This is a genomic window from Cellulomonas uda (genome assembly GCF_006538705.1).
Lineage (GTDB): Bacteria > Actinomycetota > Actinomycetes > Actinomycetales > Cellulomonadaceae > Cellulomonas > Cellulomonas uda.
In genome coordinates this window covers 25,789-49,859 of sequence record NZ_BJLP01000031.1, presented here as the reverse complement: position 1 = coordinate 49,859, position 24,071 = coordinate 25,789, and the positions used below count along the sequence as shown (strand labels likewise).

The 24,071-nt window shown below is 73.6% G+C and carries 23 protein-coding genes and 1 tRNA gene; 6 read left to right on the top strand and 18 right to left on the bottom strand.

From position 1 onward, the window contains the following. Nucleotides 1–89: 89 nt before the first annotated feature. The 8 genes from CUD01_RS10195 to urtA form a co-directional block, all read right to left on the bottom strand. A complete protein-coding gene (locus tag CUD01_RS10195) occupies nucleotides 90–392 on the bottom strand; it encodes an urease subunit gamma (protein ID WP_094181834.1) in 303 nt (100 codons plus the stop codon). Nucleotides 393–414: 22 nt separating this feature from the next. Beyond that, complete coding sequence (uca, locus tag CUD01_RS10190; protein ID WP_141320816.1) at nucleotides 415–4,029, bottom strand: urea carboxylase; 3,615 nt, start codon at nucleotides 4,027–4,029, stop codon at nucleotides 415–417. 285 nt (nucleotides 4,030–4,314) lie between these two features. Next, nucleotides 4,315–5,043: a GntR family transcriptional regulator gene (locus CUD01_RS10185; RefSeq protein WP_243861317.1), complete on the bottom strand. Its 729-nt coding sequence runs from the start codon at nucleotides 5,041–5,043 to the stop codon at nucleotides 4,315–4,317. Between the two features lie 54 nt (nucleotides 5,044–5,097). Continuing rightward, complete coding sequence (gene urtE, locus CUD01_RS10180; protein WP_141320812.1) at nucleotides 5,098–5,793, bottom strand: urea ABC transporter ATP-binding subunit UrtE; 696 nt, start codon at nucleotides 5,791–5,793, stop codon at nucleotides 5,098–5,100. Continuing rightward, nucleotides 5,793–6,650 (bottom strand): urea ABC transporter ATP-binding protein UrtD, encoded by an 858-nt coding sequence (gene urtD, locus CUD01_RS10175; RefSeq protein ID WP_141320810.1) that lies wholly within the window; start codon nucleotides 6,648–6,650, stop codon nucleotides 5,793–5,795. Before urtD ends, urtE begins: the two co-directional genes overlap by 1 nt. Continuing rightward, nucleotides 6,647–7,810, bottom strand: a complete 1,164-nt coding sequence (gene urtC / locus CUD01_RS10170) for an urea ABC transporter permease subunit UrtC (RefSeq protein WP_141320808.1) — start codon at nucleotides 7,808–7,810, stop codon at nucleotides 6,647–6,649. The genes urtD and urtC overlap by 4 nt, the downstream gene beginning before the upstream one ends. Next, a complete protein-coding gene (gene urtB, locus CUD01_RS10165) occupies nucleotides 7,807–8,691 on the bottom strand; it encodes an urea ABC transporter permease subunit UrtB (RefSeq protein WP_141320806.1) in 885 nt (294 codons plus the stop codon). The genes urtC and urtB overlap by 4 nt, the downstream gene beginning before the upstream one ends. Nucleotides 8,692–8,800: 109 nt before the next feature. Continuing rightward, nucleotides 8,801–10,057 carry an urea ABC transporter substrate-binding protein gene (urtA, locus tag CUD01_RS10160; RefSeq protein WP_244937743.1) on the bottom strand — a complete coding sequence of 419 codons (1,257 nt, stop codon included), beginning with the start codon at nucleotides 10,055–10,057 and terminating at the stop codon, nucleotides 8,801–8,803. 251 nt (nucleotides 10,058–10,308) lie between these two features. Here urtA and CUD01_RS10155 point away from each other — a divergent pair, with 251 nt between their 5' ends. Further along, a complete protein-coding gene (locus CUD01_RS10155; protein ID WP_094181826.1) occupies nucleotides 10,309–11,532 on the top strand; it encodes a pyridoxal phosphate-dependent aminotransferase in 1,224 nt (407 codons plus the stop codon). A gap of 10 nt (nucleotides 11,533–11,542) precedes the next feature. Here the strand turns inward: CUD01_RS10155 and CUD01_RS10150 are convergent, their stop codons facing one another. The 3 genes from CUD01_RS10150 to groL all read right to left on the bottom strand — a co-directional run bounded on the left by CUD01_RS10150 (nucleotide 11,543) and on the right by groL (nucleotide 14,708). Further along, on the bottom strand, nucleotides 11,543–12,220 hold the full coding sequence (locus CUD01_RS10150) for an SIMPL domain-containing protein (protein WP_141320802.1): 678 nt from the start codon (nucleotides 12,218–12,220) through the stop codon (nucleotides 11,543–11,545). A gap of 57 nt (nucleotides 12,221–12,277) precedes the next feature. Further along, the gene (locus CUD01_RS10145; RefSeq protein ID WP_141320800.1) at nucleotides 12,278–12,835 is read right to left on the bottom strand and encodes a VanZ family protein; all 558 of its coding nucleotides are present in this window, start codon (nucleotides 12,833–12,835) and stop codon (nucleotides 12,278–12,280) included. 247 nt (nucleotides 12,836–13,082) lie between these two features. Further along, complete coding sequence (groL, locus tag CUD01_RS10140) at nucleotides 13,083–14,708, bottom strand: chaperonin GroEL (protein WP_141320798.1); 1,626 nt, start codon at nucleotides 14,706–14,708, stop codon at nucleotides 13,083–13,085. Between the two features lie 313 nt (nucleotides 14,709–15,021). Between groL and CUD01_RS10135 the strand changes: the two genes are divergently transcribed. Then, the gene (locus CUD01_RS10135; RefSeq protein ID WP_141320796.1) at nucleotides 15,022–16,422 is read left to right on the top strand and encodes a glycoside hydrolase family 15 protein; all 1,401 of its coding nucleotides are present in this window, start codon (nucleotides 15,022–15,024) and stop codon (nucleotides 16,420–16,422) included. Between the two features lie 42 nt (nucleotides 16,423–16,464). On the opposite strand, the gene CUD01_RS10130 is transcribed toward CUD01_RS10135, so the two are convergent. The 3 genes from CUD01_RS10130 to CUD01_RS10120 form a co-directional block, all read right to left on the bottom strand. Continuing rightward, nucleotides 16,465–16,668, bottom strand: a complete 204-nt coding sequence (locus tag CUD01_RS10130) for a cold-shock protein (protein WP_094181821.1) — start codon at nucleotides 16,666–16,668, stop codon at nucleotides 16,465–16,467. Nucleotides 16,669–16,782: 114 nt separating this feature from the next. Continuing rightward, a complete protein-coding gene (locus CUD01_RS10125; RefSeq protein ID WP_141320794.1) occupies nucleotides 16,783–17,397 on the bottom strand; it encodes a LytR C-terminal domain-containing protein in 615 nt (204 codons plus the stop codon). 99 nt (nucleotides 17,398–17,496) lie between these two features. Next, nucleotides 17,497–17,802 (bottom strand): DUF3263 domain-containing protein, encoded by a 306-nt coding sequence (locus tag CUD01_RS10120; RefSeq protein WP_141320792.1) that lies wholly within the window; start codon nucleotides 17,800–17,802, stop codon nucleotides 17,497–17,499. Nucleotides 17,803–17,905: 103 nt separating this feature from the next. On the opposite strand from CUD01_RS10120, the gene CUD01_RS10115 reads away from it, so the two are divergent. Next, entirely contained in the window at nucleotides 17,906–18,583 is a 678-nt protein-coding gene (locus tag CUD01_RS10115) for a uracil-DNA glycosylase (RefSeq protein ID WP_244937742.1), read from the top strand. Between the two features lie 156 nt (nucleotides 18,584–18,739). Beyond that, complete coding sequence (locus tag CUD01_RS10110) at nucleotides 18,740–19,576, top strand: SGNH/GDSL hydrolase family protein (RefSeq protein ID WP_141320788.1); 837 nt, start codon at nucleotides 18,740–18,742, stop codon at nucleotides 19,574–19,576. Between the two features lie 10 nt (nucleotides 19,577–19,586). Here the strand turns inward: CUD01_RS10110 and CUD01_RS10105 are convergent, their stop codons facing one another. From CUD01_RS10105 to CUD01_RS10090, 4 genes are all read right to left on the bottom strand, one after another. Continuing rightward, on the bottom strand, nucleotides 19,587–20,702 hold the full coding sequence (locus CUD01_RS10105) for a hypothetical protein (protein WP_141320786.1): 1,116 nt from the start codon (nucleotides 20,700–20,702) through the stop codon (nucleotides 19,587–19,589). Nucleotides 20,703–20,717: 15 nt separating this feature from the next. Beyond that, nucleotides 20,718–21,398, bottom strand: coding sequence for a signal peptidase I (locus tag CUD01_RS10100; protein ID WP_141320784.1), 681 nt, complete (start codon nucleotides 21,396–21,398; stop codon nucleotides 20,718–20,720). A gap of 11 nt (nucleotides 21,399–21,409) precedes the next feature. After that, on the bottom strand, nucleotides 21,410–21,826 hold the full coding sequence (locus tag CUD01_RS10095; protein WP_094181814.1) for a hypothetical protein: 417 nt from the start codon (nucleotides 21,824–21,826) through the stop codon (nucleotides 21,410–21,412). 238 nt (nucleotides 21,827–22,064) lie between these two features. Continuing rightward, nucleotides 22,065–23,171: a sensor histidine kinase gene (locus CUD01_RS10090; protein WP_244937741.1), complete on the bottom strand. Its 1,107-nt coding sequence runs from the start codon at nucleotides 23,169–23,171 to the stop codon at nucleotides 22,065–22,067. 107 nt (nucleotides 23,172–23,278) lie between these two features. On the opposite strand from CUD01_RS10090, the gene CUD01_RS10085 reads away from it, so the two are divergent. Next, nucleotides 23,279–23,950: a response regulator transcription factor gene (locus CUD01_RS10085; protein ID WP_141320780.1), complete on the top strand. Its 672-nt coding sequence runs from the start codon at nucleotides 23,279–23,281 to the stop codon at nucleotides 23,948–23,950. Nucleotides 23,951–23,983: 33 nt separating this feature from the next. Beyond that, nucleotides 23,984–24,060: transfer RNA gene (locus tag CUD01_RS10080), tRNA-Thr, on the top strand. Nucleotides 24,061–24,071 lie beyond the last annotated feature (11 nt).

Below are 24,071 nucleotides of genomic sequence, written 5' to 3'. Positions count from 1 at the left end.
CGTTGAGCACCACCGGCTCGTCCTCGCGGCCCGGTGCGAGCCGCACCGCGCCCGGCCCGCTCGTCGTCGTGCCTGCCATGTGCCGCCCCCTACGCGATCGGCTCGTGGATGGTGACGAGCTTGCGCCCGTCGGGGAACGTCGCCTCGACCTGCACGTCCGGCAGCAGCTGCGCGACACCGTCCATCACGTCGTCGCGGCCCAGCACCTGCCGGCCCTCGACCATGAGGTCCGCGACCGACCGTCCCTCGCGGGCGCGCTCGACCACCCACGTGGTGAGCAGCGCGACCGTCTCCGGGTAGTTGAGCCGCACGCCGCGCGCGAGCCGGTCGCGCGCGACCATGCCCGCGACCGCGAGCAGCAGCTTCTCGGTGTCCGACGGCGTCAGGTGCACGGGACCTCCTTCGTCTTCGTCGTCACGGGCCGACCGCCACGACCGCGAGCGCCTCACCGGGCGCGACCTGCTGACCGGGTTCGACCAGCACCTCGACGAGCCGCCCGTCCACCGGAACCGGCACGGCGAGCTCGAGCTTCATGGCCTCGAGCGCGACGAGCGCGTCGCCCGCCCGCACGCGCTCGCCCACCTGCGCCTCGACGCGCCACACCGCACCGACCATGGGCGCCTCGACGAGCACGCACCCCGGCGGGGCGGTGCGGGTCGCGACGCTGACCGGGGGTGCGGTCGCGGCCTCGTCGGGCGCGTCGATCTCGCCCGCCGCTGCCCACGCGGCGCGCTCGGCGGCGAACGCCTGCGCGCGGCGAGCGGTCACGGCCGCGATCTCGGCGGCGTCCCGCGCGAGCGACTCACGGTGCTCGCGCGCCGAGAACCAGCCGTCCTCGACCTCGAGCGTGCGCCGCCCGGACGCGAGGTCCTCGCGCCACCCCTGCAGCTCCTCCGGCGTGACCGCGTGCCACACGATCCGGTCGAAGAACCGCAGCAGCCACGGCACCCCGGGCTCGAACGCCCCGTGCTGCGCGTACGACGACCACACCGGCACGGTCCGCCCGACGAGCTGGTACCCGCCCGGGGAGTCCATGCCGTACACGCACAGGTACTGCCCGCCCAGACCGACCGTGCCCTCCGCGGTCCACGTGCGCGCGGGGTTGTACTTGGTCGTCAGCAGCCGGTGCCGCGGGTCGAGCGGCACCGCGAGGGGCGCGCCCAGGTACACGTCACCGAGGCCCAGCACGAGGTACTCGGCCGCGAGCATCGTCGCGAGCACGTCGTCCACCGAGTCGAGCCCGTTGACGCGCCGCACGAACTCCGCGTTCGACGGCAGCCACGGCGCGTGCGGCCGCACCCCCGCGACGTACCGCCCGACCGCTGCGCCGACGACGGGGTCGTCGAACGACAGCGGCAGGTGCACGCGGCGCGACGGCACGACGAGGTCGTCGGTGTGCGGCAGCGCGTGCTCGAGCTCGACGAGCACGCCGACGAGCGTGCGCACCGGCAGGGCGTCCGGGTCGACGTGCACGTGCAGGCTCCGCACGCCCGGCGTCACGTCGACGACCCCGACGAGCCCGCCGCGCACCCGAGCGCGCAGCGCCTCCGCGAGCGCGTGCACGCGCACCCGCAGGCCCAGGTCGAGCACGGGCGGGCCGTACTCGACGAGCACGTTGTCGTCGCCGCCGCGCAGGTAGCGCACGCGTGGCCGCCCGACCGTGTCGTTCGCGTCGCCCGGGACCACGGCGAGCACGCCGTCGTCGCCGTCCGGTCCGGTCGCGACACCCGGCGGCAGCAGTGCCGCGGCGCGCAGGCGCTCGTCGGCGCGCAGGCGCTCGGCCGTGCGGGTGGGGACCGCGTCGAGGCGCACGGTGTCCCCCGGGCGGATCTGGCCGAGCTTCCACCGGTGCCCCGAGACGACCGTCACCGGGCACGCGAACCCGCCGAGCGACGGGCCGTCCAGCCCGAGCAGGATCGGGGTGTCGCCGCTGATGTTGAGCGCGCCCACCGAGTACGGGGTGTCGTGCACGTTCGACGGGTGCAGGCCCGCCTCGCCGCCGTCGGGGCGGGCCCAGCGCGACCGCGGGCCGGACAGGCGGATGCCCGTGCGGTTCGCGTGCGCCTGCACCTGCCACGTCGCGTCCAGGAGCGTGGCCATGTCCTCGCGCGTGAGGAAGTCCGGCGCCGGGTGCGGGCCCTCCTGCACCGCGAGCCGCCAGGCGTGCGTGAACCGGGGCCGCAGCTCCGCCGGGACCGGCGCCCGGTCCGGGCTCGGGTCCGCGAGGGTCGCGGGACGCAGGACGTCGCCGACGACGAGCGCGCGACCCGTGGTCCCGCCGAACCCGCCGAGCGTGAACGTCGAGGCCGACCCCAGGTAGCGCGGCACGTCCAGGCCGCCCGCGAGCAGCACGTACGTGCGCAGGCCGGCGCCGGAGGGCGCGCCCACGTCGAGCACTCCCCCGGGCGGCACCTCGACGGGCTCCCACTGCTCCACGGTGCGGCCGTCCACGCGCACCGGCGCGGGCGCTCCCGTGACGCACACCGTCGCGGCGTGGCTGAACCGCAGCCGCGGCCCGGTGAGCGTGCACTCCAGCCCGGGCGCACCCTCGTCGTTGCCGAGCGCACGGTTCCCGAGCCGGAACGACAGGTCGTCCATCGGGCCGGACGGCGGCACGCCGACCTCCCACAGCCCGCGCCGCCCCGGCCAGTCCTGCACGGTCGTCATGTCCCCCGCGCGCAGCACCTCGACCCACGGCTCGTCGTCGACGACGTCCGCGAGCAGCGCGGTGTCCACCCGGCCCGCCAGCACACGCGGGTGCGCCACGGCCGCCCGCAGCTGCGGCAGGTTCGTCTCGACCCCGTCGACGCGCGTGCCCGCGAGCGCGTGCGCCGCGCGCGCGAACGCCTGCGCACGGTCGTCACCGTGGACGACGACCTTCGCGAGCAGCGGGTCCCAGTGCGGCGTCACCCGCTGCCCCGGCTCGGCCCACGTGTCGACCCGCACGGGCGGGAGCGTGACGTGCGTGAGCGTCCCGGTCGAGGGCAGGCCGCCGCGCCGCGGGTCCTCCGCGTAGACGCGGGCCTGCACCGCGTGCCCGGCGGTCGGCACGTCGTCGGGTCGGCCCGCGAGCACGTCCTCGCCGTCCGCGAGCCGCAGCATCCACGCGACCAGGTCCACGCCCGTGACCTCCTCGGTCACGGTGTGCTCCACCTGCAGCCGCGCGTTCACCTCCAGCAGCGCGGCCTCGCCACGGTCCAGGTCGACGACGAGCTCGACCGTCCCCGCCGAGCGGTACCGCGCGGCGGCCAGCAGGTCCCGCGCCCACGTGCGCAGCTGCGCGTGCAGCTCGTCGGGAAGACCGGGCGCGGGCGCCTCCTCGAGCACCTTCTGGTGGCGGCGCTGCAACGAGCAGTCGCGCGTCCCGAGCGTCACGATGCGCCCCGACCCGTCGCCGAACGCCTGCACCTCGACGTGCCGCGCACGCGTCACGAGCCGCTCGACGACCATCGCGGGGTTGCCGAACCGCTGCGCCGCGACCCGACGCACCTCCTCGACCGCCGCGGCCAGCGTCGCGGCGTCCGCGCACCTGCGCAGCCCGAGCCCGCCACCGCCCGCGACGGCCTTGAGCATCAACGGGTAGCCGATCTGCTCGGCCGCGCGCAGGGCGTCGTCGGCCGTCGTGACGAGCCCCGACGCCGCGAGCACCGGCACGCCCGCCGCGAGCGCCGCCTGCCGTGCGCGGAACTTGTCGCCGAACGTCGCGACCTGGCCGGGCGTCGGCCCGACGAGCGTGATTGCCGAGCTCTCCACGTCCGCCGCGAACACCGCGTCCTCGGACAGGAACCCGTACCCCGGGTGCAGCGCGGTCGCCCCCGACCGGCGGGCGGCGTCCAGCACGCGCCCGCCGTCGAGGTACGCGTGCGGGTCGGCACCCAGGTGCACGACGTCGTCGGCCAGCCGCACGTGCGGCGCCGCCGCGTCCTCGCTCGTGCACAGCGCCACCGTCCGCCACCCGAGCCGCCGCGCGGTGGTGATGATCCGCACCGCGATCTCCCCCCGGTTCGCGACGAGCAGCGTGCCGACCATGCCGTCTCCTCGTCGTCGTCCCTGGTCGCGGTGCGTATACACCGACGTATCCGGGACGGTACGAACCGGATGTTTCGACTCCGGACGCCGGGTGTGAACGCGGCGTTACGCCACCTGCACCCCCGACCCCGCCGAGACCGTCATCGCTCCGGGTCTGGTCCGCCGGAACCGGAGGAAACGCGGGGTCGACGAGGACCACCCCGCCGAGACCGTCATCGCTCCGGGTATGGCGCGCCGGAGCCGGAGGAAACGCGGGGTCGGCGGGGCGGGTGCGCCGGCGCGGGGTCAGCCGGCGAGGGCCATGCGGGTCATGGCGCTCGTCGCGCGCTCCATGACGACCTCGAGGGACTCGCCGACGTGCTTGTGCAGCGCGGTGAGCGCCTCGGGCAGGCGGCGGGCCAGGACGAGCTCGACGATCTCCACGTGCTCGTCGATGGTCGTCGCGATGCGGGAGGTCTCGACGAAGTCGTGCATGCGCACCGCGCGGATCTTCTGGTTCACGGCGACGAGGGCCTCGGTGAGCTGCGCGTTGCCGGAGGACGCGGACAGGACCTGGTGGTAGCGCTCGTCGAGCAGGACGAACGACGGGTCCGGCGCGGGCGGGTCGTCGCGCAGGCCCACCCAGAACTCGAGCTCGGCGCGCAGCGCGGCCTCGTCGTGCACGACGGACGGGTTCTCGATCGCCCGCTGGATGCCGCGCAGCTCGAGCGTGATGCGCAGCTCGTAGAGGTTGCGCAGGTCCTCGAGCGACGGCACGACGACGGCGTACCCGAAGTCGGTGCGCTCCACGAGCCCGTCGGACAGCAGGCGGGACAGCGCCTCGCGCACCGGGGTGCGGGACACCTCGAACGCCTTGCCGAGCTTGGGCTCGGTGAGGCGCTCGCGCGGGCTGATCCGGCCGTTGAGGATCTCGTCGCGCAACCGGTGGTAGACGATCTCGCGCAGCGACAGGCCGTCGGTGGGAGTGCTGGTGCTCTCCCGTGCGGCCGGCTCGGAGCCCGGTCCGGTGCTCATGGACATGGAGCGTATCCCCCCTGCTGACGCGAGCCGCCCGTGGACGCGGCGACGTCAGATCGCCATCGCCGCACGCACGTCCTCCTCCTGGTCGAGGCCGCCCGCGCCCTCGCTCGTAACGCGCCCGGACTCGAGCACGTAGTAGCGGGACGCGGCGGACAGCGCGAACCCCACGTGCTGCTCGACGAGCAGCACCGCGAGCCCGCCGGCGGCCGTCAACGTCGTGATCGCGTCCTCGATCTCCTGCACGACGTTGGGCTGGATGCCCTCGGTCGGCTCGTCGAGGATCAGCACCTTCGGGCCCGTGATGAGCGCGCGGGCGATGGCGAGCTGCTGACGCTGACCGCCGGACAGCAGGCCCGCTCGTCGTCCCAGCAGGCCGCGCAACGCCGGGAACAGGTCGAGCGACTCGTCGAGCCGGCGCCGCCCGGCCGCACCCGCACCGTCCGCGACGAGTTGCAGGTTCTCGCGCGCGGTGAGCGTGCCGAACGACTGCTGCCCCTGCGGGACGTACGCGAGGCCGCGGCGCACGCGCTGGTGCGGGCGCAGCTTCGTGACGTCGTCGCCGTCGAGGCGGACGCTGCCCGAGCGCACGGGCAGCAGCCCGACCGCGGCGCGCAGCAGCGTCGTCTTCCCGGCGCCGTTGTGGCCCATCACGGCGGTGACGGAGTCCGCGTCCACCGCGACGTCCACGCCGTGCACCACGGCGGTGCGCCCGTACCCGACATGCACGCCGGTCAGCTCCAGCATCACGCCACCTCCCCTGCGGCGCCCCGGGCGCCGGCTCCCCGGCCCAGGTACACCTCGACGACCGACGGGTCGGCCTGCACCTGCGCGACCGACCCTTCCGAGAGCACGCGCCCCTGGTGGAGCACCGTCACGGACGACGCGAACGTCCGCAGGAACTCCATGTCGTGCTCGACGACGACGACCGTGCGCTGCTCGCCGATGCGTCGCAGCAGCTGCCCGGTCTGCTCGCGCTCGGCGTGGGACATGCCGGCGACGGGCTCGTCGAGCAGCAGCAGCCGCGCGTCCTGGACCAGGAGCATCCCGATCTCGAGCCACTGCTTCTGGCCGTGCGCGAGGACCCCGGCCGGGGCGTCCGCGAGCGCGGTCAGGCCGATGGTCTCGAGCGCCTGCGCGACCTCGTCGGGGATCCCCGAGCGCCGCCGCAGCAGGGTCGGCAGGCGCCGACCGGAGCCCGCCGCGATGTCGAGGTTCTGCAGCACCGACAGCTCGTCGAACACGCTCGCGGTCTGGAACGTGCGTCCCACACCCGCCCGCACGATGCGGTGCGCGGGCCTGCCGACCAGGTCCACGCCGCCGAACCGCACCGAGCCGCTGCACCGGGCCAGGCCCGTGATCGCGTCGACGATCGTCGTCTTGCCGGCGCCGTTGGGCCCGATGAGGAAGCGCAAGTCGCCCTGCGTGACCGTGAGGTCGACCCCGTCGACCGCGACGAAGCCGTCGAACTCGACGCGCAGCCCGCGCACCTCGAGGTAGTCGTGCCGGAACCGGGACTCGGGTGCCGCGATCACGGCCTCGAGGGCCTGCGGGTCGAGCTGGACCTCGACCTCGTCGGCCGCGGATGTCGTGTCGTCGCTCATGCCGTCCTCCCGGCGCTCGCGGTGGCCTCGTCGTGCTCGTCCTCGTCGGACGCCTGCTCGTCGGACGCGTGCTCCTCGTCGGACGTGCCCACGGGCTCGTCGGGACCAGGACGACGACGCCGCAGCCGCAGCCTGCCCAGCGTCGCGAAGCCGTCCGGCAGGAACGCGACGACGACGATGAACAACCCGCCCAGGAAGTACGTCCAGAACGACGGGAACCGCTCGGACAGGCTCGTCTCCGCCCACGAGACCGCGATCGACCCGACGACCGGGCCGAGGAGCGTCGCGCGTCCGCCGATCGCGACGCCGACGAGGAACGCGATCGACGGCACGACGCCCACGTCCGCGGGCGAGATGATCCCGACGATCGGCGCGAACAGCGCCCCGCCGATCGCGGCGAACGCGGCCGCGAGCGCGTACGCGAGCACCTTGACGAGCGCCGGGTCGTAGCCCAGGAACCGCACGCGGTTCTCCTGGTCGCGCACGGCCACGAGCAGCTCGCCGTACCGCGAGCGCATGACCAGGCGCACGACGAGCACCATCACCAGCAGCGTGCCCGCGGCGATGTAGTAGAGCATCTGCTTGTTCACCGGGTCGGCCAGGTCGAACCCGAAGAAGGACCGGAACCCGTTGAGCCCGTTGGTCCCGCCCGTGACCTTCTGCTGGCCGATGAGCAGGATCGCGAACGCGGCGGCGAGCGCCTGCGACAGGATCGCGAAGTACGCACCGCGCACGCGGCGCGTGAACACCGCGAGGCCGAGCAGCGCGGCGAGGCCTGCGGGCAGCAGCAGGATCGCGAGCACCGTGACGACCGGGCTGCGGAACGGCTCCCACCACGCCGGGACCGTGCCGTCGCCGTACAGCAGCATGAAGTCCGGCACGCCGCCCGGGCCCGCGTCCGCGAGCTTGAGGTGCATCGCCATGAGGTAGCCGCCGAGGCCGAAGAACACGCCCTGCCCGAGCGTGAGCATCCCGCCGCGCCCCCACGCGAGCCCGATGCCGACCGCGACCATCGCCAGGCAGCAGAACTTGGCGAGCAGGTTGAGCCGGAAGTCCGACAGCACACCGGGTGCGACGACGAACAGCAGCAGGCCCGCCACGCCCACCCCGACGAGCAGGCGCGCCCGCTCGTGGCCCCAGATCCGCGCGACCGCGCTCATGCCAGGCTCCTCGTCCGGACGGCGACGAGCCCCTGCGGCCGGACCTGCAGGAACGCGACGATGATGACGAACACGAGGACCTTCGCGAGGCTCGCGGTGCTCGAGTACTCGATGCCGGCCTGCAGCAGCCCCAGCCCGAGCGCCGCGATCACGGCCCCCTTGAGCTGACCGATGCCGCCGACGACGACGACGAGGAACGCGTCGACGATGTAGTTGGTGCCGAGCGTCGGGCCGATCGACCCGAGCAGCGTGAGCGCGACCCCGGCGACCCCCGCGACCCCGGAGCCGAGGAAGAACGTGAGCCGGTCGGTCGCGCGCGTCGAGATGCCCGCGGTCTCGGCGAGGTCCCGGTTGGCGACCGTGGCGCGGATGCGGCGTCCGAGCGGCGTGAGCCTGAGCGCGAGGCCGAGCGCGACGACCGCGAGAGTCGCCAGGCCGAGGATGAACAGCCGCGTCTTCGGCACGCCCACGCCGAGGATCTCGACCGCGCCGGACAGCCAGGCCGGGGCGCGCACGTCGACGTTCGGCGCACCGAACACGTCGCGCGCGAGCTGCTGCAGCACGAGCGCGACGCCGAACGTCACGAGCAGCGTGTCCAACGGCCGGTGGTACATGCGGGAGATCAACGTGACCTCGAGGACCAGGCCGAGCAGACCGCCGACGAGGAACCCGATGACGAGCGACACGAGCAGCGAGACGCCCGCGTCGGCGACCACCTTCTGCACGACGAACGCGGTGTACGCGCCGGCCATCATGAACTCGCCGTGCGCCATGTTGATGACGCCCATCTGCCCGAACGTGAGCGCCAGGCCGAGCGCCGCGAGCAGCAGCACCGACCCGAGGCTCAGCCCGGCGAAGAGCTGGGAGACCAGGGCTTCCATGCACCCCGTCCTTCCTGCGTCCCGGGTGGGACGCGGCCGACCTCCCGCGGGAGGGGGCGGTGACCCGGCGCACGGAGAGAACGCCGGGCCACCGCCCGTCAGGGGTGGGTCAGGACAGGCCCTCGGCCCAGTCGTAACCCTCGAGGAACGGGTCCGGGTCGATCGGGCCGTCGGACTCCCACACCGGGTAGATCAGGCCGTCGGCGTCGATCTTGCCGATGAGCGCGGTCTTGGCGATGTGGTGGTTGTCGCCGTTCACCGTGACCGTGCCCTCGGGGGCGTCGAACGTCACGCCGTCCGCCGCGGCCTGCACGTCCGCGACGTCGAACGACTTCGCCTTCTCGACCATGCCCTTCCACAGGTAGAGCGAGGTGTAGGCGGCCTCCATCGGGTCGGAGGTCACGCGGTCGTCGCCGTACTTGGCCTTGAACGCCTTGACGAAGGTCGCGTTCTGCGGGCTCTCGACCGTCTGGTAGTAGTTCCAGGCAGTGAGCTGGCCGACGATGTTGTCGACGCCGATGCCGCCGACCTCCTCCTCGGCGATCGACACCGAGACCACCGGCGTCGTCTCCGCCGTCAGGCCGACGTTCTTGTACTCCTTGAAGAACGCGACGTTCGAGTCGCCGTTGAGCGTGTTGAACACCGCCTCGGCGCCCGAGCCCTTGAGCTTGGTGACGATCGTCGAGAAGTCCGTGTGGCCGAGCGGCGCGTACTCCTCGCCGACGATCTCGATCCCGTTCGCCTCGGAGTAGGCGATGATCTCCTTGTTCGCGGTCCGCGGGAACACGTAGTCGGAACCGACGAGGAAGACCTTCGTCACCCCCTGCTCCTTGAGGTAGTCCATCGCGGGGATGATCTGCTGGTTCGTCGTCGCGCCCGTGTAGAAGATGTTCGGCGACGCCTCGAGGCCCTCGTACTGCACGGGGTAGAACAGCAGGCTCTTGTTGCTCTCGAAGACCGGCAGCATCGCCTTGCGCGACGACGAGGTCCAGCCGCCGAACACGGCCGCGACGCAGTCCGACTTGATGAGCTTCTCCGCCTTCTCGGCGAACACCGTGGGCTCGGACGCGCCGTCCTCCGCGACGATCTCGAGCTTCTTGTCGAGCACGCCGCCCGCAGCGTTGATCTCCTCAGCCGCGAGGTCGAGCGCATCCCGGACGGTCTGCTCCGAGATCGCCATGGTGCCGGACAGCGAGTTGAGGAAGCCGATCTTGATGCTGTCGCCGTCCGTCTTGACGCATGACGCCGCCGAGGTGGACGACGCCTCGTCGTCCGTGCGGGAGCCGCAGGCGGACAGGGCGAGGAGGGCGACGAGCGCCCCGGAGGACAGTGCGAGCGCGCGGGTGGTGCGGATCGATCTGGTCACGGAGGAGACCCTTTCGTCGGGGCTGTGCTCACGAGCGGAACCGGACGCGGGCTCAGGAACCGCGCGACACCGCGCTGTGTCCCGGGGTGTATACATCCCTGTGCCCATGACGCAGGACGGTAGGGACCGGGTGTTTCGGGCACCGACCCGAAGGCGTGAACGGGGTGTTTCGGACGTGTCCCGATCCGGTCACGCCCGTCCCGGCCGGGCGCGGGCACCGGCACGGGCGCGGCCGGGCCTACGCTGCCCTCATGCACCTGCGTCCCCTCGACCAGTCGGCCAAGCTGCAGCACGTCCTGTACGAGATCCGCGGGGCGACGCTCACCGAGGCGGCACGGCTCGAGGCGGAGGGCCACGCGATCCTCAAGCTCAACACGGGGAACCCCGCCGCGTTCGGCTTCGAGGCGCCGCACCAGATCGTGCGCGACATGATCGCCGCGATCCCCACCGCGCACGGGTACAGCGAGTCGCAGGGCATCCTGTCCGCGCGGCGAGCGGTCGTCACGCGCTACGAGACCGAGCCCGACTTCCCGACGTTCGACGTCGAGGACGTCTACCTCGGCAACGGCGTCTCCGAGCTCATCACCATGGTCATGCAGGCGCTGCTCGACGAGGGCGACGAGGTGCTGATCCCCTCCCCCGACTACCCCCTGTGGACCGCGATGACGTCGCTGTCCGACGGCAAGCCGGTGCACTACCGCTGCGACGAGTCGCAGGGCTGGCAGCCGGACCTCGAGCATCTCGAGTCGCTCGTCACGCCGCGCACCAAGGCGCTCGTCGTCATCAACCCCAACAACCCGACCGGTGCGGTGTACTCACGCGAGACGCTCGTCGCGCTCGCCGACATCGCGCGCCGGCACTCGCTGCTGCTGCTCGCCGACGAGATCTACGACCGGATCCTGTTCGACGGCGCCGTGCACACGCCGCTCGCGTCCGTCGCGCCCGACCTGCTGTGCCTGACGTTCAACGGGCTGTCGAAGACGTACCGCGTCGCCGGGTACCGCTCCGGGTGGATGGTCGTCACCGGACCGCGGGAGCACGCGTCCGGGTTCCTCGAGGGCATCCAGCTGCTCGCGTCCACGCGACTGTGCGCGAACGTGCCCGCGCAGCACGCGCTGCAGGCCGCGCTCGGCGGCGTGCAGTCGATCGAGACGCTCGTCGCGCCCGGCGGACGCCTGCACGAGCAGCGCGACGTCGCCTGGCGCGGGCTGACCTCGATCCCGGGCGTCACGTGCGTGCGCCCCGACGGCGCGCTCTACCTGTTCCCGCGCCTCGACCCCGAGGTGCACGAGATCCACGACGACGCCCGCCTGGTGTACGACCTGCTCGTGAGCGAGCACATCCTGCTGGTGCAGGGCACCGGCTTCAACTGGCCGGACCCGGACCACCTGCGCATCGTCACGCTCCCCGAGGCGCGTGTCCTCGGCGAGGCCGTCGAGCGCCTGGGCAACTTCCTGGCCTCCTACCGCCAGTAGCGCGCGACCCTCAGGACGCCGCGAACCGCGCGTGCACCCGCACGGCGACGGACAGCTCGTCGGGCTTGAGGTCGAGCCGACCCTCGGCGGCGTCCGCGACCATCGCGCGCGCCGCGGCGAGGACCGGCGGCTCGTCGCCCGGTGAGCCCGGACCCGGGTCGCCCAGCATCCCCGGCTCGGCCACCGCGAGCGGCCGCACGTCCCGCATCCCCAGCGCGCGGGCGTAGGCGCGCGCCCGGTCGATCGCGTCCGCGACCGCGCGCTCGCGCGCGTCCTCGAGCAGGCGCGTGCGGGTCGGGTCCGTGAGCGCCCACTGCACGCCCAGCACAGTGACGCCGTCGAGCACCGCGACCTGCTCGACCCACGCCGCGAGCCGCGCCAGGTCCGCGAACGTCGCCTCGAGCTGCACCGACGCGTGGTGCACGAGCGGCGGGCGCGCACCCTGGTCGCTCCACGGGCGCTGCGCCCACACCGCGACCCGCTGCGACGCCCACCACGTGACCGGCCCGGCGCTCTCGTCGTGCATCGACCGGACCTGGTCGACGAGCCGCGCGTGCGCGTGCGTGGTGCGGCGCACCGCGTCGTCGCGCACGTCGGACTCGAAGCCGACGTCGAGCGACACGGTCCCCCGCTCCGCGGCGTGCCGGTGCTCGAACCGGCCCTCGACGGTGACGACGGTGTCCTGCACACGCCGAGGCTAGCCGCGCACGGCCGCGTCACAGCGGGTGAAAGCGCCGGCTGCGCGTCAGCCCATCGCCTCCGCGCGCAGCACACCGGTCCCCCGCCGCGCGCGCGTCCGTCCCGCGCGACCGCGCAGCGCGACGACGACCGCCGCGCCGACCGCACCCGCGAGGGCCGCGACGAGCACGTCGTCGGTCGCCACGTGCCGCCCGGTGTGCAGGACGTGCTGCAGCCCCTCGACGAGCGCCGCGACCGCCGCCATCGCGAGCGCGGGCCGCACGACACCCCACCGCAGCCGCGCCGAGAGCAGACCCCCACCCACGACGAACAGCAGCGCCGTCCCGCCGAGCTGCACCGCGGGCACCTCCCACGAGCCGGCGTCGAGGCCCGCGGGTATCCCCGTGAACGGGGCGAGGTCCGGTCCCGGGTCGCTCGGGTACGGCAACGGGCGCAGCATCACCGCGAGGAGCGCGATCGCCCACGCGACGACCAGCGCCTCGCCGACCGACCGCCACACCGCGGACGCGCTGCGCTCGACCCCCCGGTACGCCCACGAGCCGAGGAACACCCCACCGCCGACGACCACGCCCAGCACGGTCGCCACGGTCCCCAGATCCGACACGTCACGCCACAGTCCTGTCACCGGAAGCCCCCCGCCCCGTCGCGCCAGGCCGCCTCACCGGACGGCGGAACGACACTACCGGGTGATACCGGGCGCCGACGAGCCCCCCGCACCCGCCGGTCGGCCCGCACATGCCGGACGGGCCGGCCGCCCGAAGGCGACCGGCCCGTCCTGGGTCGTGCAGTGCTGCGTCAGGCGCGTGCGACGCGCCCGGGCAGGACCGGCTGAGGCAGGCTCAGCGGTCGGCTCAGAAGCCGCCGCCGAAGTCCTCGCCGCCGCCGGCGGGGGCCGCGGGGGCCTTCTCCGGCTTGTCGGCGACGACGGCCTCGGTCGTGAGGAAGAGCGCGGCGATCGACGACGCGTTCTGCAGCGCGGAGCGCGTGACCTTGACCGGGTCGTTGACGCCCGCGGCGAGCAGGTCCTCGTACGAGTTGGTCGCGGCGTTGAGGCCGTGACCCGTCGGCAGGTTGCGGACCTTCTCGGCCACGACGCCACCCTCGAGACCGGCGTTGATCGCGATCTGCTTGAGCGGGGCCTCGATCGCGAGCTTCACGATCGCGGCACCCGTCGCCTCGTCACCCTCGAGCGCGAGGTCGGCGAACGCGGTGTTGCCGGCCTGGATGAGCGCGACGCCACCACCGGCGACGATGCCCTCCTCGACGGCCGCCTTCGCGTTGCGCACGGCGTCCTCGATGCGGTGCTTGCGCTCCTTGAGCTCGACCTCGGTGGCCGCGCCCGCCTTGATGACGGCGACGCCGCCGGCGAGCTTGGCGAGGCGCTCCTGCAGCTTCTCGCGGTCGTAGTCCGAGTCCGAGTTCTCGATCTCGGCGCGGATCTGCGTGACGCGACCGGCGATCTGGTCGGCCTGGCCCGAGCCCTCGACGATCGTGGTCTCGTCCTTGGTGACGACGATCTTGCGCGCCTGGCCGAGGACCTCGAGGCCGACCGTGTCGAGCTTGAGGCCGACGGTCTCGCTGACGACCTGGCCACCCGTGAGGATCGCCATGTCCTGCAGCATCGCCTTGCGGCGGTCGCCGAAGCCGGGGGCCTTGACGGCGACCGACTTGAACAGGCCACGGATCTTGTTCACGACGAGGGTCGCGAGGGCCTCACCCTCGACGTCCTCGGCCACGATGAACAGCGGCTTGCCGGACTGGATGACCTTCTCGAGCAGCGGGAGCAGGTCCTTGACGTTCGAGATCTTGCCCTCGACGAGCAGGACGTACGCGTCCTCGAGGACGGCCTCCTGGCGCTCCGGGTCGGTGACGAAGTACGCCGACAGGAAGCCCTTGTCGAAGCGCATGCCCTCGGTGAGCTCGAGCTCGAGGCCGAGCGCGTTGGACTCCTCGACGGTGATGACGCCTTCCTTGCCCACCTTGTCGAGGGCCTCGGCGATGAGCTCGCCGATCGCGGTGTCACCGGCGGAGATGGCGGCCGTGGCGGCGATCTCCTCCTTGGTCTCGACCTCCTTGGCCTGCGCGAGCAGGGCGGCGGTGACGGCCTCGACGGCCTTCTCGATGCCACGCTTCAGCGCGATCGGGTTCGCACCCGCCGCGACGTTGCGCAGACCCTCGCGCACGAGCGCCTGGGCCAGGACGGTCGCCGTCGTCGTGCCGTCACCGGCGACGTCGTCGGTCTTCTTGGCGACCTCCTTGACGAGCTCCGCACCGATCTTCTCGAAGGGGTCCTCGAGGTCGATCTCCTTGGCGATGGAGACACCGTCGTTCGTGATCGTCGGCGCGCCCCACTTCTTGTCGAGCACGACGTTGCGGCCCTTCGGGCCGAGCGTGACCTTCACGGTGTCGGCGAGGACGTTCAGACCCCGCTCGATGCCGCGGCGGGCCTCCTCGTTGAAGGCAATGATCTTGGCCATGTGGCGAGCGATCCTTCGCTTGGGTTCGGGTCGGCCGGTCGGTGCCCGCGACGGACGACGACCGGGCGCGCGGTCTTGTCCCGCACACCCGACGCCTCACCTGACGGCCGGGGTGGTTCTGTCACTCTCAACCCGAGAGTGCTAAGTCAATGGTTAGCACTCGACCCCTGCGAGTGCAAGCACGCGTCCCCGTCCGCGCACCGCCCTTCACGCACCGCGAACACACCCGGCCCACGGCACCCGGACGACGGGGCCCGCGGACGCGAGTCCGAACGGGCCGTCCGGACCGCCCCGCTCGGCTAAGGTCCGGGACGTGCCCGGTGACGACGCCCGCACCTCCCGCAGCCGACGACGCACGCGTCTCGTCGTCGGCGCGCTGGCGGCCGCCGGGGCGGTCGCCGCCGCCGTGCTCCCGGTCACTGCGGCCCGGCCCGCGGCCGCGGCCGCGGAGCCTGCGGCCCTCCCGTACGCGGTGGTCCCGCTGCACCAGACCGGCGTCGCGCTCGCCCCCGACGGCTCGGTGGTCGATCTCCCCGCCGACGCCGACGTCGCCTACCTCGACGGCACACGCGTGCTCGACCCGCGCGTGGGCCACCTGGGCTCGGTGCTGCGCGGCGAGGCGGGTGCGCCCGGCGTCGCCGCGGCACGTCGGCTCGCGGACGAGCAGGCGGCCTGGCTCGCGCAGGGCACGGTCCCGGGCGCCGGCGGCCCCTTCGAGGACCTCGCGCGCGACGCGCTGCTGGACCTGCGCACGCTGCTGCTGCCGGACGGCGCGGTCGTCGCGGGCTGGACGCCGGCCTGGCGGTACGTGTGGCCGCGGGACGCGTCGTTCGTCGCCGTCGCGCTCGCGCGCACCGGGCACCCGGCCGACGCGCTCGACGTGCTGGGCTTCCTCGCCGACGCCCAGCGCGCCGACGGCGGGTTCGAGGCGCGCTACCTGCCCGACGGCTCGGGCCCGCCCGACGACCGCACGCCCCAGACGGACGGCCAGGGCTGGGCCATGTGGGCCGCGGGGCTCGTGCTCGACGAGGTGCCACCGGGCACCGCCCGGACGGCGGCCGCGCACCGACTCGCCCCGCTCGTCGCGGCCGCGGTCGACGGCACCGCCGCGCTGCTCGACCCTCGCGGGCTGCCACCGGCGTCCCCGGACTACTGGGAGCGCGACGAGACCCGGCTGACGCTCGGCACGGTCGCACCGCTCGTCGCCGGGCTCGAGCAGGCCGTCGCGGTGCTGCGGGAGGCGGGCGACGACGAGCGGGCGCTCCTCGCGCAGCGCACGGCGCGCACCGCGGGGGCGGCCGCGGTCGAGACGTTCGGCCCCGCCGGCTGGACCCGCTACCCGGACGGCGCCGCCCACGACGCGGCCTCGGCGTTCGTCCTCGCGCCGTTCTGGCAGGCGCCCGCCGCGGGCGGATGTGACGCGTGGCTGCGCTCGATCACCGAGATGAGCCGACCCCTCGGCGTCGCCCCCGCGGGCGAGTGGCGCCGCGACGGCGTCACGTGGACACCGCAGACCACCCTGTACGCGTGGGTCGCCGCGGAGAACGGCGAGGACGAGCGCGCCCGGGCCTGGCTCGCGGCCGTCGAGACGCACCGCACCCCGACCGGCTCGATCCCCGAGAAGATCCTCGCGGACGGCAGGCCGGCGGCCGTCGCGCCCCTCACCTGGAGCGCCGCGTGCGCGCTGCTGGCGATCGACGCCCTCGACCGCTGACCGCCGCCGCGGGCAGCTACCGGGTGAGCTACGAGGTGAGGCTCAGAGCGGGCGGACCTGGTCGGCCTGCGGGCCCTTGGCGCCCTGCCCGACCTCGAACTCGACCTGCTGACCCTCCTCGAGGCTCCGGTACCCGTCGACCTGGATCGCGGAGAAGTGCACGAACAGGTCCGCACCTCCCGCGTCCGGCGTGATGAAGCCGTAGCCCTTCTCCGCGTTGAACCACTTCACCGTGCCGTGCGCCATGCCGTCAGCTCCTTGCTGGGGAGAACCCCCCACGCCGCTGCGCGGGGTGCGCCGAAGCCTAGTGGGAGCGCACCCGCCGCGAACAGAGCCCGTCGCAGACCTGTGGAGGACGGCTCAGGGCAGCGCGGAGACGAGCACCACGACGACGCCCGACGGCGCCTGCGCGGGGTCGAGCTCCACCGCGGAGATCCCGAGGGCCGAGGCGACCACCGAGGCGGTCGTCGAGTCCTCCTCGGAGGCGTAGTACACCGTCGACGCCTCGGGCTTGGTGCCCGTGAAGTTCGTCGGGACGACCTCGGTGAAGCCGGCCTGCTCGAGCCGCTCGGCGCCCTTCGCGGCAAGGCCCTGGATGCCGGCCGCGTTGTACACCGTGACCGTCGTGGCGAAGTCCGGCGCGGGAGCGCTCGTCTCCTCCTGCGTCGGCTCCTGCTCACCCGCGGGCTCGGTCTCCTCGCCCGTCGGCTCGGCACCCGGCGTCTGCGGCGCGGTGGCGGTCGGCGCCGGCGTCTCGTCGGCGTCGCTGCCGCCGGACGAGATCGGGAGGTCGCCGCCGCGCGTGGCGAACGCGACGATGCCGTACGCCAGGGCCGGTGCGAGCACCAGGACCGCGAGGAACGGCCACCAGCGGCTCCATGCCGAACGGGGCGCGCGGTGGACACCGCGGGGGGCGGTGGGGTCCGGGGGCGCGTCGAACTCGTCGTCCGGGTACGGGTAGTCGGCCTTGCTCACGGCAGGAAGGCTATCCGGCCCGACGCCGTGCGCATGCACCGGCGCGTCGGACACGCTCACGCACGGGTGACGACGCGCGGGCGAGCCGTGCGAGCGGGGTCAGGCGTCGACGCCCAGCCGGCGCGCCGTGCGGGCCCGCTGACGCGACTGGCGCATCCGGCGCAGGCGCTTGACGAGCATCGGGTCGTGCGCCAGGGCCGCCGGGTCGTCGATCAGCGTGTTGAGGATCTGGTAGTACCGCGTGGCCGACAGGTCGAACAGCTCACGGATCGCCTGCTCCTTGGCGCCCGCGTACTTCCACCACTGACGCTCGAACGCGAGGATCTGCGCGTCCCGCTCGCTCAGCCCGTCGACCTCGCCCGCGGGCATCGGCTCGAGCTGTGCGGTCGAGAGGGCTGCGTCCATGAGCGCCAGGATAGGCCGCGAACCACACCGGTGTCATTCGCCCGCCCGAGCCCGGCCGCGGGCCGCGCCCGCGGTTCACCCGCCCGCCGGTAGGGTCCAGCGCGTGGTTCCCGCACCGCTGTCCGAGCTCGTCGCACCCGACTGGGCCGCCGCCCTCGCCCCCGTCGAGGCCCACGTGCACGCCGCCGGGCGGTTCCTGCGCGACGAGGTGGCCGCGGGCCGCGAGTACCTGCCCGCACCCGACGCGATCCTGCGCGCGTTCCACCGCCCGCTCGCCGACGTGCGCGTGCTCGTCGTCGGCCAGGACCCGTACCCCACGCCCGGGCACCCCATGGGGCTGTCGTTCTCCGTGCAGCCCGACGTGCGGCCCGTGCCGCGCTCGCTCGCCAACATCTTCCGCGAGCTCGTCGACGACCTCGACGCGCCCGCCCCGACGAGCGGCGACCTGACGCCGTGGGCGGACCAGGGCGTGATGCTGCTCAACCGGGTGCTCACCGTCCGGCCGGGCGCACCCGCCTCCCACCGCGGCAAGGGGTGGGAGGCCGTCACCGACCGGGCGATCGCCGCGCTCGTCGAGCGTGGCGGACCGCTCGTCGCGATCCTGTGGGGGCGCGACGCGCAGACCCTCAAGCCCGCGCTGGGCCGGGTGCCGACCGTCGAGTCCGTGCACCCCAGCCCGTTGTCCGCGTCGCGCGGGTTCTTCGGCTCGCGGCCGTTCTCCCGCGTGAACGACCTGCTGGTCGCGCAGGGCGGGACCCCCGTCGACTGGCGCCTGCCGTAGTCAGCGCGTGCAGCTCGGCGTCGCACCGTTCTGCGCACCTGCCTCGACGAGGTCGATCTCGACGTACGTCCCGGGGCGGCGGTCCACTCCGGGAACAGCCGCGCAGGTCGATCGCCGTGTCGAGGTCGACCGCGGTCGCGCTGGCGGAGAGGCAGAATGTCCGTCGTGTCGACTGACGAGGGTGTGCGCTGGAGCCGGTACGTGGCCGTGGGTGACTCGTTCACCGAAGGGCTGTGGGACTCGCCCGACGGACGGGCGCCGGCCGACCCGACCGCCCCCCTGCGCGGCTGGGCGGACGTGCTCGCCGCACGCCTGTCCGCACGGCGGGTCGCCGCTGGCGGGGCGCCGCTCGAGTACGCGAACCTCGCGATCCGTGGGCGGCTGCTGCGCCCGATCCTGCGCGACCAGGTCCCGGCGGCGCTCGGCCTCGAGCCCGACCTGGTGAGCCTCATCGGCGGCGGGAACGACATCCTGCGGCCCGCCGCCGACGTCGACCGGCTCGCGCGCGACCTCGAGGCCGCCGTCGCCCGGCTGCGCGCGGCAGGCGTCGACGTGCTCCTCGGGACCGGCGTCGACACCGTGGACAGCGGGCTCCTGCGCGCGACCCGCTCGCGGGTCGCGACGTACAACACGCACATCTGGTCGATCGCGCACCGGCACGGTGCGCACGTCCTCGACCTGTGGGGCATGCGCTCCCTGCGCGACTGGCGCATGTGGGCCGACGACCGCATCCACCTCACCACGCAAGGGCACGCACGGGTCGCGCAGGCCGCGCTCGTCGCGCTCGGCCTGCCGCCCGACGAGGAGCGCTGGGACGACCCGCTCGCCCCGCAGCCGCCCACGCCACGGCTCGACCGGCTGCGCGGCGACGCCCGCTGGGCACGCGAGCACGTCTACCCGTGGGCCACCCGGCGGCTGCACGGGCGCTCGTCGGGCGACACCCGCACGCCGAAGCGGCCCGCGGCCGCCCCCGTCACGTCCGAGGAGGGCTGAGCCCGGCCCGTCAGCGGGTCGCGCAGTAGGTGAACACGTAGGTCTGGGTACCCGAGATGTTCGCCGCGGTGTTGCTCGTGAACCGGAACTTGTTGCCGCCCAGGTCGGTGCGGGTGAGCTGCCAGAAGTTGTCGGTCAGCTCCGACCACCCGGACCCTCCCACCGCGGCGCGCGCCGCCGACATGTCGATCTCGGCGGTCCACCCGAAGAAGAACCGCGACGTGCCGTTACCCGTGACGGTCGCCGTCACGCACGCCCGCGTCGCGGTCCACGCGGGGCTGTTCGAGTAGGTCACCGTGTACGCCGACGGCGTCTGGACACCCGGCGGCAGGTTGTAGTTGCACACCTGGAAGCGCAGCGTCGTGGCGCTCGTGATCGTCGTGACCGGCGCGTCGACGTCCGGCTTCCCGGCGATCAGCGCGGTCATCGCGGTGTGGTCGTACGTGATGCCGAGCTTCCACGCGATGTCCGCACCGCCGGGCGCGTTGAGCAGCGTGAACTGGCTCGTCGTCCCGTTGAACGGCGCCTGCGCCAGGTCCATCTTCAGCTGCCACGGCACGGGCGTGGTCGACGTCGTCGAGACCGTCGCGGTGAAGCACACCTGCACGGGGTTGTTGGTGACGAGCGTCCACTCGATGTTCGGCATCACCGTGTTCCCGTTGCCGGGGCTCACGGGACCGGCGGGCGGCGTGTAGGCCCACGTGGCGGGGACGGGCCAGCCGTTGACGGTCACCCAGGCACGCCCGCTCCCCGTGACCGGGGGCGTGAACGCCGGGCCCGTCGCGGTGAACGCGCCACCCGTGATCGCGGACGACGACGACGAGACGAACGCCTGCGTCCACGCACCCGTGGAGCCCGACGCGACCCGCACCGCACCGATCGTGCACCCACCCGCGAGGCCCGACACCGCGACCTGCGTGAACTGGCCCGCGCTCGACGTGCCCGTCGGGCTGACCGTCACCGGGCCCGGCGCGCAACGCGCGAGCTGCTTCGCCGTCGGGCGGACCGGAGACATCAGCGACAGCCCGGCCGCCTGGGCACCGGCGACCGACAGGACCGCGAGCGCGAGCACGACGAGCAGCGCCACCACCGGGTGGCGTCGCGGGGCTCGGGCACGCGTGGGCATGTCGGTCCTCTCCGGTCAGTCGGGGGGAGCGGTCGAGGCGGCGTCGGGGTGGGAGCCGGTGCCCGGCCCACCCGCGGCCTCGTCGTCGGACCCGCGCTCGGCAGAGCCGTCGTCCCCGGGCTCGTCGTCCACGGGCTCGTCGGCCACGTCCTCGTCGGCTATGTCCTCGTCGTCCATGGGCTCGTCGTCCACGGGCTCGGCGTCCTTCGACGGCCAGGCCCACAGCGCGAGCGCCAGGAACAGCAGCCCGAGCCACAGGTACGCGTTGGTCACGACGCGCAGCGCGAGCCCGATCTTCGGGATGTGCACCTGCGCGACGCCGAGCACCTCGTCGCCCGCGGGCTCGAACGGGTCCGTGAACGAGTTGTTGTCGCCGCGCACCACCCACCCGTCGGCGTCACCGCCGATGACACGGTGGATGATGCGCACGCCGTGCTCCGAGGCGGGCGCGTAGACGATCACGTCCCCCACCTCGGGCTCGCCGCAGCGCGAGATCACGATGTCGCCCGTGTGGTAGGTCGGCTCCATCGAGTGACCGTTGACATAGGTCAGCGTGGTGCAGCCACCCAGGCTCGTCGGCCACACGAACCACGCCGCCAGCAGCGCGGCCGCGTAGAACAGGACGGTCGGGACAGCGCGCAGCACCCGACGCGCGGGGGGCGCGTCGGGTGCTGCGGCGACGACCGTGCCGGGCACGAGGCCTCGGGTCAGCTGTGCAGCGAGAGGGCGAAGCCCGTGATCGAGGCCGGGTCGACGCCGGACGGGGCCGCGACGGTCAGGACGCCGGCGGCGGCGTTGCCCGTGGCGAGCGCCTGCCAGTCACCGGTGGTCTTGTAGGCCACCGAGTACTTCGCGCCCTGCGTCGCGCACGCGGCGTCGATCGAGCTGAACGTGATGTTCGGGACCTTCCACGGGTTCGTCGTCGTCCCGTCGAACGTGGGGGCGCTGAACGCGACCGCGACGGCGGACGACTGGCACTCGCCCGAGACGGTCACGTTGCCGGCCTGGAACTGGCCGCCCCAGCTGAGGTTGAGCTGCGACGCGGAGGCGAGGGACAGACCGGCGACGCCGACGAGCGCGAGGCCGACGGCGATGGCCTTGCGGCGGTTGTTCTTGGTGCGCATGGGGTTCTCCTGGAGGGGGGAGGCGGACGGCGGCTCCGGGGGTGGGCGCCGAGCGGCCCGCTCACGCGGACGAGATCGACGGTAGGACGGTTGTCGGAGCGCTCCCATGGCCGGGTGAGGTGCTGCCACCCACCGCGCCGGGTATGCCGATTTCTTTCACCCTGGACAACCGTCCAGGTATCCGGACATCTCCCGAGAAAGCGGTCGCCACCTGCGACGCGGCCGTTCGGGTGACATCTCAGAGCGGGAGCCGCGCCTCCAACCGCGCGCCCCGGGGACGCAGCGCCTCCAGACGCACCGTCCCACGCACCAGATGCAGCCGCGACGCGAGCCGCGCGGTGCCCCCGTCGGGGTCGCTGCCCCGCGACGGGTCCGGCGACGGCCCGTCGTTCTCCACCGCGACGACGAGCGCGCGGTCCACCACGGCGAGCGCGACGACGATCGTCGCGGCCGGTCCGTTCTTCAACGCGTTGGTGACGCCCTCCTCGACCACCCGCACCGCGAGCAGTCGCTGCGCGGTCGAGAGCGTGCCCTGCACCGGGTCGTCGACCGTGCGCACCTCGGGAGCCACCGTCAGGCGCGTCGCGATCGCGGTCGGCAGCCGGCCCAGCAGCGCACGCACCGCCGGCACCAGGCCCAGCTCGAGGCGCTCCGGGTACAGCAGCCGGCTCATCTGCCGCACATCCAGCTCCCGCACCACGTCCAGCTCGTCACGCACCCGGCGCAGCGTCTCCACGTCGTCCGGGTCCGCACCGCGCTCGACCAACCGGCCCAGGACCTCGTCGAGATGCGCGTTCACCACCACGAGCTTGCCCTGCAACGAGCCGTGCAGACCCTCCGCGACCTCGCGGCGCACCCGGATCTCCTCGGCCTCGAGCGCCTCCAGCACGTGCTCCACCTCGAGCGCCTCACGCTCCGCGCGCCTCAGGTGCGCACGGCTGCGCCGCCGCGCCGACATCCCCCACACCCCGATGCAGCCCGACACCAGCGCGAGCACCAGCCCCGCCACGAACTCCGCCTCGATCGTCGCGCGCTCCGGGTTCGAGTACACGCTCAACAGCTCCTGCGCCGCCGTGCGCCCGCCCGCCGCGACCACCGACGCCAACACCAGACCGCCCAGGATGCGCGCCAACGACACCCAGCGGTACACACCCATCGCCCACAGCGCACCCACCAGCAGGAGGACCGCCAGCACGTTCGCCGCGACCCGCGCCCACACGCTCACGTCCTGCCACGCGGGGATCAGGTTCGAGTACACGTACGCCGCCTGGATCGACGCCCCCAGGCCGTACCCGAGCGCGACGATGCCCGTGAGCCGCAGGAGGACCCTGCGGTCCGCGGTCACGTCACCCCGCCTCGTCGGCGCCCCCTCGACCATCGTCCTCCTACCCGTCGGGCCCGGTCCGCCGTGTCCGCACGCGCACTCCGCCCGAGCCGACGATACTGAACCCGATGAGCACACCCCTGGCCGAGGTCATCCGAGTGGCGGTCGTCGAGGACCAGCCGCTCTTCCGCTCGATGCTCGAGCGGACCCTCGCGCAGATGCCCGGCCTGCGGGTCGTCGCGTCCGTGGGGACGTTCGCCGAGGCCCGCGCCGCGCTGCGGCCCGGCAGCGTCGACGTCGCGCTGCTCGACATCGACCTGCCCGACGGGAACGGCATCGCCCTCGGCGTCATGCTCCGCCGCGAGCAGCCCCGGCTCGGGGTCCTGCTGCTGTCCGCGCACGACGCGATGGACCTGCTCCTCGACCTGCCGCCCGACGTCGCCGACGGGTGGGGCTACCTGTCGAAGAACAGCTCCACGAGCGAGGAGCTCCTGCTGTCCGCGGTGCGCTCCGCCGCAGTCGGCGTGACCGTGCTCGACCCCGAGCTGCTCGCGCGCGCGACCCCGCGCGCCGGGTCCGACGTCGCCCGGCTCACGCACCGGCAGTACGAGGTCCTGCGACTCCTCGCGTCCGGGCTGTCCAACGCCGGCATCGGTGAACAGCTCGGGATCACCGAGAAGTCCGTGCAGAACCACGTCAACGCGCTGTACGCCACGCTCGGCATCGACGCCGACCCGTCACGCAACCCGCGCGTGAGCGCTGCGCTGCGGCTGCTCGAGGAGACGGGCACAGGCACCTGATCCCGTGCGCGGTTCGGTAGGCTGACCGCCCTCGCCTCCTTAGCTCAGCTGGCCAGAGCAGCTGTCTTGTAAACAGCAGGTCGTCGGTTCGAATCCGACAGGGGGCTCCACACCGGCGCCA